Consider the following 15,515-nt stretch of genomic DNA (forward strand, 5'->3'; position numbering starts at 1 on the left):
TTTGTGGGGTGATAGAAAAGATGGCGATGAAAATTAATTATTTGAAATTGGTCGTACCCATTACCACACTTGCTGTGGTGATTTTTTGTATGTCAGCCGGTCATATTGTAAAAACGAATACTGTGATGGTTAATGTCAATACAGAAAGACAGCAGAGTAAAAAAGTAATCATCGATGCTGGCCACGGAGGCATGGATGGAGGAGCTGTTGGAGTAGATGGCATTGTTGAAAAGGATATTAACTTGGCTATTGCTCTCAAGCTGCGTGACCAGCTCCTTATGAATGGATATGAAGTTATTTTGACACGGGATAGTGATACCTCGCTACACGATGCGGATAAATCATCAGTTCGAGAACAGAAGATCTCTGATATAAAAAACCGCATGAAAATGATTGAGGACAATGAGGATGCGATTTTTCTCAGCATCCATCAAAATCAGTTCGGTATATCTAAATACAATGGGGCACAGATGTTTTTTAGCCCCAATCATCCTGAGAGCGAGATCCTTTCCCAAACGCTGCAGGATACTTTTCAGGAAATATTGCAACCTGAGAATACCCGGATACATAAAAAAGCGGGTGACAACCTTTATCTGCTTTATCATGCGCAATCTCCAGCGGTTCTTATTGAATGTGGTTTTTTATCTAACCCTGAAGAGGCACATAAATTGTCGACTTCCGAATATCAGGATGAAGTCGCTTTCACGATAGCATGTGCTCTAAATCGGTATTTTGCATCGAATATTCGGGATAAACAAAGTCAAAAAGAAATGGATGGTACAATCAATGGCAGTCAAATCAAAAACAATTTATGTATGCTCCCAGTGCGGAGGTGAAACAGCCAAATGGTTCGGGCGTTGTCCGGAATGCGGAGAGTGGAACACGCTAGAAGAACAGGTGAAGAATGTTGTAACAGGCTCTAAAAAAAGCGGCACTGTAGCGGTTTCTACAGCCGGCGGCCACGCTGTGACGCCAATGAATATCCAGCATATTACCTTCGGAGATGAGGATCGTTACAGCACAGGTCTTCAGGAATTGGACCGAGTATTGGGTGGCGGCATAGTACGTGGTTCTCTGATCCTGCTCAGCGGTGAACCAGGAATTGGAAAATCTACACTACTGCTGCAAATTTGCGAATATCTAGGGCAGGGGCAGAAGGTACTCTATATCACCGGGGAGGAAAGTGAAAAGCAAATTAAGGTCCGTGCTATGCGTCTTCATGTACAAACTGAAAATTTGTTTATCGCCACTATTACTGATGCACAGACAATTGTGGATACCATTGTCAAGGAAAGTCCAGATATTGTTATTATCGACTCCATACAGACCATGCATGTTGAGTCAGTACCGTCATCCAGTGGCAGTGTTTCTCAGGTGCGGGAGTCCACCCAGCTGCTTATGAGAGTGGCCAAGGAATACGGTATCTCTATCTTTATTGTTGGTCACGTCAACAAGGATGGTGCCATTGCTGGCCCCAAGGTGCTAGAGCATATGGTAGATGCCGTATTATATTTCGAAGGGGAGAGAAACCTTTCCTACCGTATTTTAAGGGCTGTTAAAAACCGGTATGGCTCTACCAATGAAATCGGTGTATTTGAGATGCATGATACTGGATTGGAAGAGGTAGAAAATCCCTCCCAGATGCTTTTATCTGATCGTCCACAACATGTCTCCGGTACTTGCGTTTCTTGCGTTATGGAGGGTTCTAGGCCGATTTTAACCGAGGTGCAGGCCTTAGCCACCAAGTCTGGTTTTACCGCACCAAGAAGGACTGCAACTGGCTTTGATTATAATCGGATGGCGCTGCTCATCGCAGTATTGGAAAAGCGGGCAGGTTTCTTTTTTGGAACTTTGGACGTTTATGTCAATGTCGTTGGAGGCCTGCGCCTCGATGAACCTGCGGCAGATCTTGCAGTTGCTCTGGCTTTAATGTCCTCTGTTACCGATCAGGTCATTGACCAGTCGGTAGCTGCCTTTGGAGAAGTGGGACTGGCTGGAGAAATTCGGGCAATCACAAGCATCGAACAACGTTTGACCGAAGCATCTCGTCTGGGATTTTCTAAATGCATTATTCCAAAACGTTGTTTGCGCTATATTAAGCAACCCGAAAAATATGGAATGGAAATTGTGGGAGTTTCCTATATCCGCGACGCCTTTAAGGCACTTTCCCGCTAATCTTTAACATTTGCTTGATAATTGACAGGCTGCTCTTTACTATTTTCTACATAGTAAAGGCAGCCTTTTTCTTTTGAGGAAGTAATATATGGCACCTTTTCTAATGTGCAGTAACCGTCCTTCTGATGCAGGCAAGGTTTGTCACAGGCGACGATGTTCATATTCATTCTCCTTTCGCTTTATCTGCCGGGGAAGATTCACAATACAAATATTTTGCTGTAAAAAAATCAAAATATTCTGGAAGGTCGCTTCATGCCTCATAAATCCCAGACTTTGTGAAAAAATAGGGGAAGAGATGATATGCGCAGTCGGAGGTCAAAATGAAACTAAAAATTGTAGTACTCATGATAGTCATTCTACTTATTCCTGGCACCCTTCTCATACCTACCATTGTAACAGCTGCTGTAGATACTGCTCAGGTGGTGATTGCAAAAGAAACACGTTTTGTCGATCAGGTGACAGCGACTGGTACCATTGAAAGCCTTGAGGAAGCACAACTATATTTGGATACAACCGTAGTGCCAGATCAGGTCTACGTGGAAGTCGGGGATTATGTAACCGAAGGCCAGGTGATCGCGGATGTAGATGTCAATAAATCCAAAGCAGTTATTGCGCAAAATCCCTTTAACAGCCTTGGTGAAACAGAAATAGAGATTCCGGATGAGCTCTCAGAGACACTGAGTGTTTTTGGCGCATTAAGTGGTTTAAGTGAAGAAGAATTGATCCAAGCATTCTCCGCAGCACAAGGTGGTAGCAAGAATGCTCAGATTACGCAGACTCTAGAGATCCCGACCCAGCTAACAGCACCCATGTCTGGCGTTATCGGTGACCTTACCCTCCAAACAGGAATGCCTACTCAAGCCGGAACAGCAGCCGTCACCATCGTGGATAATTCTAAATTGGCCCTTCGCGCTGAAGTGGGAGAATCACAGATACAGGAGGTATCCCATGGAGATCGATGTTACATTACTGGTTCTGGATTCTCAGGAAAACATTACACCGGCACAGTAACTCGAATTTTTCCCACCGCCAAAAAATCAAGTACAAACCTAAACACAGAATCAACTGTAGAAATTCTTATTGAAATAGATCAGCCGGATCAATATCTCATGGCAGGTTTTACTGCGAAAGCACAAATCGTGACGGAAATAAGAGAAAATGTTCTGACAGTGCCCTATGAGTCAATAGGACAAGATGAAGACGGTAAGGAATATGTATTCCTTTATGAAAACGGAAAGGCCGTACAGCGCTATATTGAGACAGGGGAGGAGATGCAGTCCGGCGTAGAGGTGACTGCTGGATTAGGACTAGGAGATGTGGTCATTCAAAATAATAGCAGCATCCGTAACAATGGTCAGTATGTGAGGATTGTTTAGATAAAAGGGAGAGGAAAATTTGTTCGATTTAATTATTGCTAGTATCAAAAATCTCCGTAGAAAAAAGTTCCGAAGTTTCTTGACGATTTTGGCCATCTGTATCAGTGTCGCCTCATTTGTTCTTATTTCTACTATCGGGGATGTGGGAAAAAGTGCAATTGAGACAGAACTAAGCAGTCTGGGAATCGATGGGGTTTCCATTTTACCTGAAGATAAAGAGACTACCTTACTATCTGAAGAACAGCTCCAGGAAATCAAGGAGTTTGATGGAGTAAGCAGCGCAGTTCCAATTGTCATGCAATACACAGATGTAAAGGTTGGCGCGCAAGAGTCCCAATCATTGATTTGGGGCATTGATGCAGGAGCAAAACAGGTCATTGCCTTGACACCAATTTACGGCCGACTCATCAATCAGTACGATATAGCTACATCGGCCAATGTATGCGTTGTAGATGAATCAATGGCGCTGGAAGCCTATCGACGTAGCAATATCGTGGGGAAAAATATCCTACTTAACATTGGCGGAAGTTGGGAATCATTTGAAGTTGTCGGAGTAGTCTCTTCTGGAGGAAATATATTACAAAATATTGTAGGAAATTATATTCCATCTTTTTTATATGTGCCATATTCCAGCTGGGGCCTTCTATCTGGTCAAAGTAATTTCGATCGCATCGCCATTAAGGTACAGGAAAATTATGATGTAGACAGCGTTGGCAGAGAAATTGTCGCTACATTGAATCAACAAGAGGGCGCTATAGGAGCCTATAAAAGTGAAAATATTTCCCAGCAGAAGGATCAACTTACCGAAGTTCTTTCCATTGTGACAACCGTTCTTTCTGTCATTGCCGGCATTTCACTCGTGGTGGCGGGGCTCGGTATTATGACGGTAATGATGTCATCAGTTACTGAGCGAACGAGAGAAATTGGGATAAAAAAAGCAATCGGCGCCAGTAGGCGCAATATCATGGTAGAATTTCTCATTGAAACCTTGACAATTTCCTTCCTGGGCAGTGCAATCGGCACTGCAATTGGGCTTGGCGTTGCCATTGTGGGTTGCTCAATGGTTGACGTGGAGATTATTATCAATCCACAGTTGATTCTGACCTGTGTTGTCTTTTCTGTGGGGACTGGTGTACTGTTTGGGGTATATCCAGCGCAAAAAGCGGCTAGTCTCAAACCAGTAGACGCACTGCGCAACGAATAATAGCTATGGGGAGAGAGACGAATCCAAAATATTTATTATTTCGCTAAATAAAAATTTAGCGAAATTAAGGGGAGACAAAATAGCAAGTCCATGGTATAATAATAAGCAAGATATTCCTAACCTAACTGACTGGAGTGATTGTCTTTGGCCACGTCTTCATATAATGATTGTCCAGAACTTTTAAGAAATTTTCTATTTTATATGGAAACGATCAAAGGTCGTTCACCCAATACCATTCAGGGATATTATCTTGATATCCGTCTATTTCTTAGATTTTTAAAACTCCATAAACATCTTGTTTCCGCGGACACTCCAGTAGATCAAATTGATATTGCTGATGTTGATGCTTCGCTTATAAAAAGTGTTACTTTATCAGATGTCTATGAATTTATGCATTTTATCTCTTCAGAACGCCAGAATAGCACTAGGACACGATGCCGAAAAGCATCCAGCTTAAAAGCATTTTTTAATTATCTTACTGTTAAAGCTAATATTTTGGAACAAAACCCCATTAAAGAATTAGAAGTTCCGAATAATAAAAAAAGTTTACCAAAATATTTGTCTTTAGAAGAGAGTATTTCTCTGCTGTCTCAAGTGGACGGTGATAACAAAGAAAGAGATTATTGTATTTTAACTTTATTCTTAAACTGCGGTATGCGCTTATCCGAGCTTGTAGGGATTAATTTAGGTGATATTAAAGAAAGCAGCATTAAAGTGACTGGTAAAGGCAACAAAGAGCGAATGATATATCTAAACGATGCGTGTATAGAAGCCATCAATGATTATCTTCCCATCCGACTCAAAAAAACGCCAAAAGACCGGAATGCACTTTTTATTTCACGCAATGGCAATCGGATTAATAAGCGCCGGGTGGAACAGATCGTTACGGAAAATTTAAAGAAGTGTGGCTTAGATGGGATGGGATATTCCGCCCATAAATTGAGACATACTGCAGCAACACTAATGTATCAACACGGTCACGTAGATATTCGTGCGCTGAAAGAAATTTTAGGGCACGCAAATATTGGAACAACAGAAATTTATACCCACGTCTCCAATGAGCAGCTCAAAAAAGCTGCAGATGCATCTCCCCTTGCCCATGTTCGAAAAAAAAGCAAGACATAGTGTGGCTTTCATTTCCTATAGAGTGGTGAAAAAGCTTCCAAACAGGCTGATAATTCCGCTTTCCAAAGCACAACCCACAAGATAAAAAGCTGTAATGCCCATATACTTTACACACATTTTTTTAGCATGTTTCCCTAAGGCAGTATGGTTGTCATCTGAAAGCACCTTAAAAAAGAATAAAACAGAAAGTTTTAAGGACTCTTTTGCTGCCCATAAAATTGAAAACGCAATGAAAAGCGCATTGGGCAGGAGAAAAACCAGTGCAGCAAGAATACCATTTTGACCTAATGTACTATAAGCATATCCCATAGACAGGCCAACGCCTAATCCCTTAAAAAAGACAACTCCCAACATGAGCGGCTGTGCAATCGCGGTAAACCCCATAAAAAAGAGAATAAGTAAATAAAGCAATCCGGAAATAAAAGAAGAGCTGAAATTTTGCAGAAAGGTCTGCCCTGCTTTTACTTCTATAAACTCTTTGGTGATAATGCCCAAATCAGAGAGTGCATCAATCCCTATCTTTTTGGTTAGCAGTGTCCCAACAATAACGCCGAGAAGCAATATAACTGCAAAGATAATCGTAAAAACATGTGGCAAAAGATAGTTTTTGGCGGAGCTTTTTTGAGGAGTCAGGGTCGGCGGTAACGAACTATGGATCCGTCTTGCTGCCGTATTTGTCATCACAGTCCTGTCCATCATCCTGTCCCATCCTTTGCTATCAGTATAGTCTAATTTATGCAAAAAAGAGGACAACTATGACTGAATATACTCTATATTAACTCTTAAGTAAAAAATGAAAGCGGGAGCCATTTTGGCTCCCGCTTTCATTTCTATTTTCCTAACTCATAGGCCCTGTCGATACACCGTTTCATTGCCTCTTCCAGAATACCCTTCCAATCCTTTTCGTAGAGAGTATCCACCAATTTGAGTGTCGTACCCCCAGGAGAACAAACCATCCGGATGAGTTCGTCCTGGCTTTTCCCTGACTGCAGCATCATTTGCGCAGAGCCAATTAAGGTCTGACAGAACAACGTATTCGCTGTTTCCCTATCAATGCCCAATGAATCTGCATAATCGGCTACAATTTTTGCGAGTAAATAAATAAAAGCCGGACTACTTCCATTGACGGGAATAATTTCATTCATTTTCTCCTTTGGAATGACTACTGCCTTACCTACGGAAGAAAAAATATCGAAGACAAGCTGAAATTCAGTATCCGTAACCGGTGGAATTTTAGCCAAGGCAGATGCACCGCATCCAATTAAAAGCGGTGTATTTGGCATCACCAATACCACCTTACAATCAAAATCAAGGGTAGCTTTAATGTAGGTATCACTGATTCCTGCTGCAATGGAAATCACAACATGGTGGTCATCAATGTGCCCTTTCAGTTCTGTCAAAACGCTTTCAATGACTTGTGGCTTCACAGCGAGAAAAATATAGTCACAATGGTCAGCTAAATCTACAGAATTTTTCGCAATTGTTATTCCCTGCTCTTGAAAATATTTGCAGCGTTCTTCTGACACATCAAAAACATATAGATTTTCCTTGGGGACAAACTGTTTCAGGATAATTCCTTGGATAATGGCCGTTGCCATATTCCCTCCGCCAATAAATCCAATACGAATCCCATTCATTGCGCCAACCACCTTTTCTTTGTATTTTCCTAATTTTACTCTGCAAGCGCTGCTTTGATCATGATCGCACACTCTAGCCGCTTTTTCTCCATCTCACAGGCAAGATGATAGGGCTTTAAGATATCTCCTGCGTACTGAAAGTTATTGGCATTACATCCACCACTGCAGTAGAACTTGGCCCAGCAATCACGGCATTCCTGCTTACCATAGATATTGGCCTTAGCAAAATTTTCCTTCCGTTTTTTATCTTCGATTCCAGTATCCACAGTACCCATTTTCCACTCTTCCATCCCTACAAACTGATGGCAGGGATAGATGTCACCATCGGGGGTAACCGCCACATATTCGTTGCCGCAGCCGCAACCCCGCAGACGTTTAATGGCGCATGGACCCTGATCCAAATCAATCATAAAGTGGAAAAAGTTAAAGCTTTTTCCACTCTTTTTGTGTTCAATGATGATTTTTGCCAGTCGTTCATATTCCGCAAACACTGCCGGTAGGTCGGCCTCGGTAATTGCATAATCATTGGATGCATCTGTAACAACAGGCTCAATGGATATTTGGTCAAATCCTTCATGATAAAAATGAAGTACATCTTCCGCAAAATCCAAGTTATATTTAGTGAAGGTACCGCGGACATAATACTGATCATGTCCCCTTTTTTCTACCAAGCGCTTAAACTTGGGAAGAATGCTGTCATAGCAGCCACTGCCATCAACTCGGGTGCGGATGCGGTCGTTGACCTCTTTTCTTCCATCAATGGATAGGACCACATTACTCATTTCCTTGTTGATAAAGTCAATTTTATCATCATCAAGCAGCATTCCATTGGTGGTCACTGTGAACCGAAAACGTTTATTGTGGATTTTTTCTAGACCTCGGGCATACTTTACTACTTCTTTGACAACATCAAAATTCATCAGTGGTTCGCCGCCAAAAAAATCTAATTCTAGATTATGCCGCTCTCCGGAATTAGCAATCAGAAAATCGATGGCTTTCTTTCCAACCTCCAAGGGCATCAACCTGCGTCCGGCTCCAAAATCTCCGGTGGATGCAAAACAATACTTACAACGCAGGTTGCAGTCATGAGCAATATGAAGGCACATGGCTTTAATAGGAGAAGAAACCATCATATCACGAAATTGCTCATAGTCATCTTCAGAAAAAAGTTGTCCTGCTTTATACAGTTCATATATTTCTTCATAAGTTTCCTCTATTTCCCGTTGTTGAAAGTTGGGGAGCTCCTTAAAAATATTCTGCGGACATACCGGTGCTAAAGGCGCAGAGAGGAAATCTAGCATATGGTAAAATAATTCATCAACGACATGAACTGCGCCACTGTGAACATCCAATACAATGTAATAACCGTTTAAAAAATACTTATGTATCATAACTTTCCTCACAACTCAAATTTAAACATAAATTAAGGGACAGAAACTGTCCCTTAATACATTTCATACAATTTCGGAATCTGGCTGACTATTTCTCACATTTCTGATTTGCTACTGTGCAAGAAGTTTTGCAAGCAGACTGGCAGGAAGCCTGGCACTCACCACAGCCACCTTTAGCAGCAGATTGTTTCAGATTGGCATTATTTAAAGTTTTGACATGTTTTTTCATGATACACTCTCTCCTATTCTTTTATATGATAAAATTATACCATATTTTTCTTATCCAGGCAATTAGTTTCTTCTCCGTTTTTGGTTAACCCCCAAAATTCCACCCAACACAGCAAATACAATGGCACAAAGAAATTTATAAATTCCTGTATTTGACAGATAACTCTGGCCAGTGACCATTGTACAAACCAAAATAAGAATACAAAAAATTAACCCACAACAAAAACCGTAGAATAAGCCATGTTCACCACTTAGCTTTGCGGCAATCAAACCGGAAACAAATGCTCCCACTGATAAACATACAAGGCTCAACGGCAAAATAATACCCTTGGGGAAATCTTGAATCGTTAAAAGCAGAGAAAAAAGAAAGAGCAAAAGCCCCGTGACAACAATGCCAATACCAACCCCAATTCCTACCGGTTTTAGATAGGTAATGACAAAACTTTCCTCTAGCTTTTGCTGCTCACGTCTTGATTTTCGCTGTTTCATATGTCCCCTCCTGGTTCTTTGTCATACAATGATGCTCCAACATCATTGTATGACAAAAGCCAAGGACATATGACGCTTCGTAAGGAAACCGTTTATTTTTCCGGTTTTTCTGCTGTAGGTTTAGCAGGAGCAGCTTCAGCCTCGTGAGGAGTATTATTGCTCTGAATCGCCCAGCGAGCCAATCTCATTTTACTTCTGTCACTTCCAGTTTCAATGACAATAGTGTCTTCTTTCATGCTGACTACACGGCCGATAATTCCGCCAATAGTAGTGATTTCATCTCCGATTTCCAGGCTGCTGCGCATTTTCTGCACTTCTTTTTCTTTCTTCTTTTGGGGACGAATCAAAATAAAATACATCAGGACGATAATGAGAACAAGCGGGGCAAACTGATAAAGCAAAGCAGTTGCCGTATTCCCAGTTTCTAAAAGCATGTTTTTTGCACCTCCGAATATGATAAGAAAAATTATAACATAACGCCTCAGGCGATGCAATAATCTTCAAAAGAATTTAAATACGTTTTCCCAAAATTGGAAGATATTTTTCCCTAAACGCTGCAAATTCTCCCAAATCCAGGGCTTCACGAATCTTTTCCATCAACGTGTTATAAAACCACAGATTATGCATCACAGCCAAGCGCATCCCCAACATTTCATTGGCCTTAAACAAGTGACGAATATAAGCACGAGAATGGCGTTGGCAGGTCGGACAAGTACAATTCATATCCACCGGTCGGTCATCTTTGGCGTATTTATTATTGGCAATATTGATAATTCCTTCCCACGTGAACATATGCCCATGGCGAGCATTTCGGCTTGGCATGACGCAATCAAAAAGATCCACGCCCCTATACACTGCCTCAATAATGTTAACAGGAGTGCCTACCCCCATCAAATAACGAGGTTTATTCTTCGGCATACAAGGCTCTACCGCAGAAATAATACGATACATTTCTTCTGCGGTTTCTCCCACTGCCAAACCGCCAATAGCATAGCCATCCAAATCAAGTTCGGCAATGTCCTTCATGTGTTGGATCCGAATATCGTCATAGGTTCCCCCCTGGTTGATACCAAAAAGCAACTGATGAGGATTGATGGTGTCCGGACGCTGGTTGCATTTTTTCATCTCTTCCTTACACCGAATCAGCCAGCGGGTTGTACGAGCGCAGGATTTCTCTACGTATTCTCTGGGAGAAGGGTTTTCAATACATTCGTCAAAAGCCATCGCAATCGTGGAAGCTAGGTTTGACTGAATCCTCATACTCTCTTCAGGCCCCATAAAAATACGCTTTCCATCTACATGGGATTGGAAATAAACGCCTTCCTCTTTGATTTTTCTGAGGGTAGAAAGTGAAAAGACTTGAAAGCCACCGCTATCGGTAAGTATTGGACGGTTCCAGCCCATAAACTTATGCAAGCCACCCATGTCGTGAATAAGACGATCCCCGGGTCTCACATGAAGATGATAGGTGTTGCAAAGTTCTACCTGACACTTTAAATCTACCAAATCATAAGAGGAAATTCCTCCTTTGATCGCAGCCGATGTTCCCACATTCATAAAGGCCGGCGTCTGCACAGTTCCATGAACCGTTTCAAAAATACCTCGCCGTGCGCTTCCCTCTGTTTTTATTAACTGATACATTGAGTCACTCCAACGTTATTTTATCTTATTAACTATAGCAAATTAAAAGGATAAAAGCAAATATTCATGTATCAGTGAGCTGATTTGTTCTCCTCGGAAATTAAGTTTTCCATGCTACGTAGGCTGATTCCAAGAGTTGAGGCGTTGTGTAAGAATGCAGATACCGTCGGTTGAATTATGCCCCCAGCTCCAAGTAAAATTAAGCCGCCATTCACCCCCAATATAATTCTATAATTGGTGTGAATCCGCTTCATCATTGCTTTGCTTAAGCGTCGTAAGGTAAGAAGTTCTTGAAGGTCTTCCGCGGCTACGGTAATATCAGCAATTTCCCGGGCAATTTCCGCTCCATCACTGATAGCAATTCCTACATCCGCAGCTGAAAGTGCCGGAGAGTCATTGATCCCATCCCCAACCATAACAACGATGTTTCCATTTTCTTTTTCTTTTAAAATGTAGTTGGCTTTATCCTCTGGTAAAACTTCAGAGTAATACTCGTTCACTCCTACCTGTTTAGCAATCACTGCCGCAGTACGATCACTATCCCCTGTCATCATTACAACTTTATGGATCCCCTCATGTTTTAGTTGCTGAATAACATCTTTAGCTTCCTCTCGTACTGGATCCTCAATGCAAATCACAGCTGCTAGTTCGTTTTCAATGGCCAGATATAGATGGGAATATTCTGAGGGAAGTTGATCAAATTTATTCTTAAACTCGTGGGGAATACCGCATCCCTCATCCTCAAAAACAAAATGATAGCTTCCAATAATCACACGTTTCTCTCCGATATATGATGCAATACCATGAGCAACAATATAGTCAACCTTGGAATGCATTTCATGATGCTCTAAATGCTGTTCTCTGGCCGCCTTCACCACTGCTTTTGCCATAGAATGAGGAAAATGTTCTTCCAAACAAGCTGCCATTCGCAGCATTTCTGCAGAAGTGCCATCTCCGAAGACAACGACATCCTTGACTGTCGGCCTTGCTTTTGTCAATGTACCTGTTTTATCAAATACAATTGTTGTTGCATCAGCCAGTGCCTCCAAATATTTTCCGCCCTTTACAGTGATATGATAGGAGCTAGCTTCGCGGATGGCTGAAAGTACGGTAATCGGCATCGCCAGCTTTAATGCGCAGGAAAAGTCTACCATAAGCACGGACAGTGCACGCGTAATATTTCGTGTAACCAGCCAGGCGATTGCTGTCCCAATAAAGGTATAAGGGACTAACCGATCCGCCAGATGCTCTGCCTTGCTTTCTACAGATGATTTCAACTTTTCTGAAGCCTCAATCATTTTGATAATATTTTCATATCTTGTCGATCCGGAAACTCTTTTAACTTGAACTGTCAATTCTCCCTCTTCTACAGCGGTCCCCGCATAAACATAACCTCCTGACTCCTTTTTCACTGGCAGTGATTCACCTGTTAAAGAGGCCTGGTTAACCATAGCTTCTCCCCCCACAACAATGCCATCAAATGGAATCAGATTCCCCATATGGATAACTACATGATCTTCAGGCATCACAGCAGCTATATCTACAAGTACTTCCTGATTTCTCCGTTTTAGCCAGACCTTTCCTACATTTAAAGAGAGACTACGGGCAAGATCGCCTACCGACTTTTTATGGGTCCACTCTTCGAGAATCTCTCCAATACTCAGAAGGAACATGACCGAACCTGCAGTGGTAAAATCTCCCCGTAAAAGTGACACCCCAATGGCTGTTGCATCCAACACTGGCACTTCTAGTCGCCCCCTCAGCAAACAGCGTAATCCTCTCTGAATGTATCGGAGGGATTTGACGCCAATATATAAAGCGCGAACGGGAGCGGGGAAAATAAATTTGCAGCAAGTGCGTACTAGAATTTTCCAAATTAATGTTTCTCGATATTTCGCATTGAGCTCACGCCCAGAACTCTCCAATAGTCCTTTCGGTACATTAACATTTTCATATTGGAATCGCTGCAACGATTTTAACAGTAGGTTGCGATCACCACAATAATAAATGATGGCATCTCCTGTCTGCTCATATACTTTTGCTTTTTGGACACCATGTAGATGTTCTAGATAATAAAGAAAAATATCCGCTTGTTGAATTGACATTGAAGATTGTACCAAATGAATCCGAAGTCTTCCCAATATTTCGTGTTTGATAATAAATTTCACAACAAGTCCTCCACAATAATTCTACAGCTAACTGCAGAAAAAAGGGCTGTATCTTTTGATGCAGCCCAAAACTCCTTTCTATCTTATTACTCTGTTATGTTCTCATCGATCAATGTAGCCGCCTCTTCAGCAGTCCTTTTTTCATTGATCTGTTTAGCCTCCGCTAAAATATCCTCCGCATTTTCCTGTGCTATTGTTACCGTCTTCATCACACTTTCTTTTGCTCGAAGGGCAGCTGCTGTGCAGTGGACATACACTTTTTTCGCATCTTTGCTCGAAAGGATTTTGATCCCAGCTGTTCCAAAGAGAACTCCTCCTAAAAATAACCCGATCTTTTTTACTTGAGAGACTTTTAACACAATAAATTCCTCCTTTTATTTATGAGAATAGCCAGTGATAAACAACATAACAAAGCAAAAAGCTGCTGCAAATGCCCAAAACCGATGTCGCTTCATTTTTTGCACATCCTTTCCTATTCTTACTCTGTCTATAGGTTTCTTTGGTAATTTTGTTCCCTTATACTATAATACGCTTTGCCATTTCACTACTAATTGCAACCCTAGTGTCCTTGACCATAACAATTAAGTTACCCCCAATGGTAGAAATGACAGTCACTTTGCCCCCAACGACAAATCCCATATCCTTTAAATGGGATTTTAATTCGAAAGAACCACCCACTTTTTTTATGATCTGCTCCTCTCCAGGAGAGACAAAACTTAACGGCAACATTTTTCATCTCCTGTCTTATTATTAACGATAGTTAGCTTTCGCTAATTTTAGTTATCCCTAGCTAATTCTAGATAATTTTACCACTATACAGATCATTTGTCAAACAACTAAAATTCATCCGACTTTTTAATTTTTTTAAGTAGTTTCTTAGAATCAGTGTCTTCTCTATAGTGTTAGATCAGTAAAATGTAGTATAATAAAAAATATAAACGGAGTTTTCTGTTAAGAAAGGATCGATAGTATGGGGGATAATCGCCTTCCCGCAGTGGCATATAACGCTCCGGATACTATATTGGTCGTAGACGACGACGAAATCAACCGTGGAATTTTAGAAAACATTTTCTGCTCTTCTTATCAGATAGATGAAGCTGAAAATGGAAAAATTGGTTTGGGAAAAATTTTAAAATCTCCCGATAAATTTTGTGCTGTTTTATTGGATGTTGTTATGCCAGAAATGGATGGAATTCAGGTATTGCGGCATCTAAAAAAACTGCAAATTCCTGATTTAATTCCTATTTTTTTAATTACAGCAGAGGCTAGTGATAATACCATAAAGGAAGCTTATCATTTGGGAGTTATGGACGTAATTAGTAAACCAGTTATCCCTTATATGATTCAAAAAAGGGTTAATTCTATTGTGGAGCTTTTTCAAGCGCGAAAGCGTCTAGGAAATGTAGTGGAAAAACAACAGTCAGAATTATTACGTCAGGCGCAACAGATCATTCAACTTCACATGGGAATGATTGAGTCTCTCTCAACTGCTATTGAATTCCGCAGCGGTGAATCTGGTACTCATGTTCGGCGTATCCATGACATTACCAAATATATGCTCACCCATACTGTATTGGGCAAAGATCTTGGGACGGAAACTATTGATCATATAGCCTTAGCATCTATTATGCATGATGTTGGGAAAATAGCTATTCCTGATGCCATCCTAAATAAACCCGGAAAACTGACGGCAGAAGAATTTGAAATTATGAAAACTCATACCCTCCAAGGTGCCCATCTGCTGGAAAAAATCCCACAAATGCAGGCACTGCCAGCTTATGAATATGCCTATGATATCGCTAGACATCATCATGAACGCTGGGATGGACGTGGTTATCCTGATGGACTTAAAGGAAATGAAATTTCTATTTGGTCACAAATTGTAGCACTGGCCGATGTTTATGATGCACTGGTAAGCAAACGCGTATATAAAAATGCTTTCTGTCCACAGAAGGCGCTAGACATGATCCGATATGGAAAGTGTGGCGTGTTTAATCCGGATTTATTAGAGTGTTTTTTCTCTGTGGAAAAGAATATTAGGGAACTATATTACGCGTATAGTGCGGAGGAGGTTGTTTAAT

17 protein-coding genes are annotated in these 15,515 nt (G+C 41.3%); 6 read left to right on the forward strand and 11 right to left on the reverse strand.

Annotated elements, in window-relative coordinates; genetic code table 11:
* Positions 1–20 precede the first annotated feature (20 nt).
* Together WGC32_RS03450 and radA are read left to right on the forward strand one after the other, a co-directional pair.
* A complete protein-coding gene (locus tag WGC32_RS03450; protein ID WP_342680694.1) occupies positions 21–836 on the forward strand; it encodes an N-acetylmuramoyl-L-alanine amidase in 816 nt (271 codons plus the stop codon).
* Positions 787–2,175, forward strand: a complete 1,389-nt coding sequence (radA, locus tag WGC32_RS03455; protein ID WP_191481568.1) for a DNA repair protein RadA — start codon at positions 787–789, stop codon at positions 2,173–2,175. The genes WGC32_RS03450 and radA overlap by 50 nt, the downstream gene beginning before the upstream one ends.
* Here radA and WGC32_RS03460 read toward each other — a convergent pair.
* Positions 2,172–2,336, reverse strand: a complete 165-nt coding sequence (locus tag WGC32_RS03460; RefSeq protein WP_342680695.1) for a hydroxymyristoyl-ACP dehydratase — start codon at positions 2,334–2,336, stop codon at positions 2,172–2,174. The two genes, radA and WGC32_RS03460, sit on opposite strands and share 4 nt — an antisense overlap.
* A gap of 159 nt (positions 2,337–2,495) precedes the next feature.
* On the opposite strand from WGC32_RS03460, the gene WGC32_RS03465 reads away from it, so the two are divergent.
* The 3 genes from WGC32_RS03465 to WGC32_RS03475 all read left to right on the forward strand — a co-directional run bounded on the left by WGC32_RS03465 (position 2,496) and on the right by WGC32_RS03475 (position 5,880).
* The gene (locus WGC32_RS03465; RefSeq protein ID WP_342680696.1) at positions 2,496–3,551 is read left to right on the forward strand and encodes an efflux RND transporter periplasmic adaptor subunit; all 1,056 of its coding nucleotides are present in this window, start codon (positions 2,496–2,498) and stop codon (positions 3,549–3,551) included.
* A gap of 19 nt (positions 3,552–3,570) precedes the next feature.
* Positions 3,571–4,755 (forward strand): ABC transporter permease, encoded by a 1,185-nt coding sequence (locus WGC32_RS03470; RefSeq protein ID WP_342680697.1) that lies wholly within the window; start codon positions 3,571–3,573, stop codon positions 4,753–4,755.
* Positions 4,756–4,899: 144 nt separating this feature from the next.
* Positions 4,900–5,880, forward strand: a complete 981-nt coding sequence (locus WGC32_RS03475) for a tyrosine-type recombinase/integrase (RefSeq protein ID WP_191481572.1) — start codon at positions 4,900–4,902, stop codon at positions 5,878–5,880.
* 15 nt (positions 5,881–5,895) lie between these two features.
* On the opposite strand, the gene WGC32_RS03480 is transcribed toward WGC32_RS03475, so the two are convergent.
* The 10 genes from WGC32_RS03480 to WGC32_RS03525 form a co-directional block, all read right to left on the reverse strand.
* Complete coding sequence (locus WGC32_RS03480) at positions 5,896–6,579, reverse strand: hypothetical protein (RefSeq protein ID WP_342680698.1); 684 nt, start codon at positions 6,577–6,579, stop codon at positions 5,896–5,898.
* Positions 6,580–6,710: 131 nt separating this feature from the next.
* Positions 6,711–7,517, reverse strand: coding sequence for a pyrroline-5-carboxylate reductase (gene proC / locus WGC32_RS03485; protein WP_191481574.1), 807 nt, complete (start codon positions 7,515–7,517; stop codon positions 6,711–6,713).
* A 35-nt stretch (positions 7,518–7,552) separates the two neighbouring features.
* Positions 7,553–8,908: a thioether cross-link-forming SCIFF peptide maturase gene (gene scfB, locus WGC32_RS03490; RefSeq protein ID WP_342680699.1), complete on the reverse strand. Its 1,356-nt coding sequence runs from the start codon at positions 8,906–8,908 to the stop codon at positions 7,553–7,555.
* An 88-nt stretch (positions 8,909–8,996) separates the two neighbouring features.
* Positions 8,997–9,137, reverse strand: a complete 141-nt coding sequence (scfA, locus tag WGC32_RS03495) for a six-cysteine ranthipeptide SCIFF (RefSeq protein WP_342680700.1) — start codon at positions 9,135–9,137, stop codon at positions 8,997–8,999.
* 62 nt (positions 9,138–9,199) lie between these two features.
* Positions 9,200–9,625, reverse strand: a complete 426-nt coding sequence (locus WGC32_RS03500; protein ID WP_342680701.1) for a TIGR04086 family membrane protein — start codon at positions 9,623–9,625, stop codon at positions 9,200–9,202.
* 92 nt (positions 9,626–9,717) lie between these two features.
* Complete coding sequence (gene yajC, locus WGC32_RS03505) at positions 9,718–10,059, reverse strand: preprotein translocase subunit YajC (RefSeq protein WP_191481577.1); 342 nt, start codon at positions 10,057–10,059, stop codon at positions 9,718–9,720.
* A gap of 76 nt (positions 10,060–10,135) precedes the next feature.
* Positions 10,136–11,266 (reverse strand): tRNA guanosine(34) transglycosylase Tgt, encoded by a 1,131-nt coding sequence (tgt, locus tag WGC32_RS03510; protein ID WP_191510596.1) that lies wholly within the window; start codon positions 11,264–11,266, stop codon positions 10,136–10,138.
* A 71-nt stretch (positions 11,267–11,337) separates the two neighbouring features.
* Positions 11,338–13,434 carry a heavy metal translocating P-type ATPase gene (locus tag WGC32_RS03515; protein ID WP_342680702.1) on the reverse strand — a complete coding sequence of 699 codons (2,097 nt, stop codon included), beginning with the start codon at positions 13,432–13,434 and terminating at the stop codon, positions 11,338–11,340.
* An 86-nt stretch (positions 13,435–13,520) separates the two neighbouring features.
* The gene (locus WGC32_RS03520; protein WP_191481580.1) at positions 13,521–13,793 is read right to left on the reverse strand and encodes a DUF6110 family protein; all 273 of its coding nucleotides are present in this window, start codon (positions 13,791–13,793) and stop codon (positions 13,521–13,523) included.
* 157 nt (positions 13,794–13,950) lie between these two features.
* Positions 13,951–14,163 carry a FeoA domain-containing protein gene (locus WGC32_RS03525; protein WP_191481581.1) on the reverse strand — a complete coding sequence of 71 codons (213 nt, stop codon included), beginning with the start codon at positions 14,161–14,163 and terminating at the stop codon, positions 13,951–13,953.
* A 241-nt stretch (positions 14,164–14,404) separates the two neighbouring features.
* On the opposite strand from WGC32_RS03525, the gene WGC32_RS03530 reads away from it, so the two are divergent.
* Positions 14,405–15,514: an HD domain-containing phosphohydrolase gene (locus WGC32_RS03530; RefSeq protein WP_342680703.1), complete on the forward strand. Its 1,110-nt coding sequence runs from the start codon at positions 14,405–14,407 to the stop codon at positions 15,512–15,514.
* Position 15,515: the final 1 nt, after the last annotated feature.

Origin of the sequence: Zongyangia acetica, assembly GCF_038739695.1 — a bacterium.
In the GTDB taxonomy this organism is placed as follows: Bacteria; Bacillota; Clostridia; order Oscillospirales; family Ruminococcaceae; genus Zongyangia; species Zongyangia gallinarum.

Excerpts from the sequence above, each read along its gene's own strand:
- WGC32_RS03450 (WP_342680694.1), top strand. The coding sequence starts at position 21 with ATGGCGATGAAAATTAATTATTTGAAATTGGTCGTACCCATTACCACA.
- radA (WP_191481568.1), top strand. The coding sequence starts at position 787 with ATGGCAGTCAAATCAAAAACAATTTATGTATGCTCCCAGTGCGGAGGT.
- WGC32_RS03460 (WP_342680695.1), bottom strand. The coding sequence starts at position 2,336 with ATGAACATCGTCGCCTGTGACAAACCTTGCCTGCATCAGAAGGACGGT.
- WGC32_RS03465 (WP_342680696.1), top strand. The coding sequence starts at position 2,496 with ATGAAACTAAAAATTGTAGTACTCATGATAGTCATTCTACTTATTCCT.
- WGC32_RS03480 (WP_342680698.1), bottom strand. The coding sequence starts at position 6,579 with ATGATGGACAGGACTGTGATGACAAATACGGCAGCAAGACGGATCCAT.
- proC (WP_191481574.1), bottom strand. The coding sequence starts at position 7,517 with ATGAATGGGATTCGTATTGGATTTATTGGCGGAGGGAATATGGCAACG.
- scfB (WP_342680699.1), bottom strand. The coding sequence starts at position 8,908 with ATGATACATAAGTATTTTTTAAACGGTTATTACATTGTATTGGATGTT.
- scfA (WP_342680700.1), bottom strand. The coding sequence starts at position 9,137 with ATGAAAAAACATGTCAAAACTTTAAATAATGCCAATCTGAAACAATCT.
- WGC32_RS03500 (WP_342680701.1), bottom strand. The coding sequence starts at position 9,625 with ATGAAACAGCGAAAATCAAGACGTGAGCAGCAAAAGCTAGAGGAAAGT.
- yajC (WP_191481577.1), bottom strand. The coding sequence starts at position 10,059 with ATGCTTTTAGAAACTGGGAATACGGCAACTGCTTTGCTTTATCAGTTT.
- tgt (WP_191510596.1), bottom strand. The coding sequence starts at position 11,266 with ATGTATCAGTTAATAAAAACAGAGGGAAGCGCACGGCGAGGTATTTTT.
- WGC32_RS03525 (WP_191481581.1), bottom strand. The coding sequence starts at position 14,163 with ATGTTGCCGTTAAGTTTTGTCTCTCCTGGAGAGGAGCAGATCATAAAA.
- WGC32_RS03530 (WP_342680703.1), top strand. The coding sequence starts at position 14,405 with ATGGGGGATAATCGCCTTCCCGCAGTGGCATATAACGCTCCGGATACT.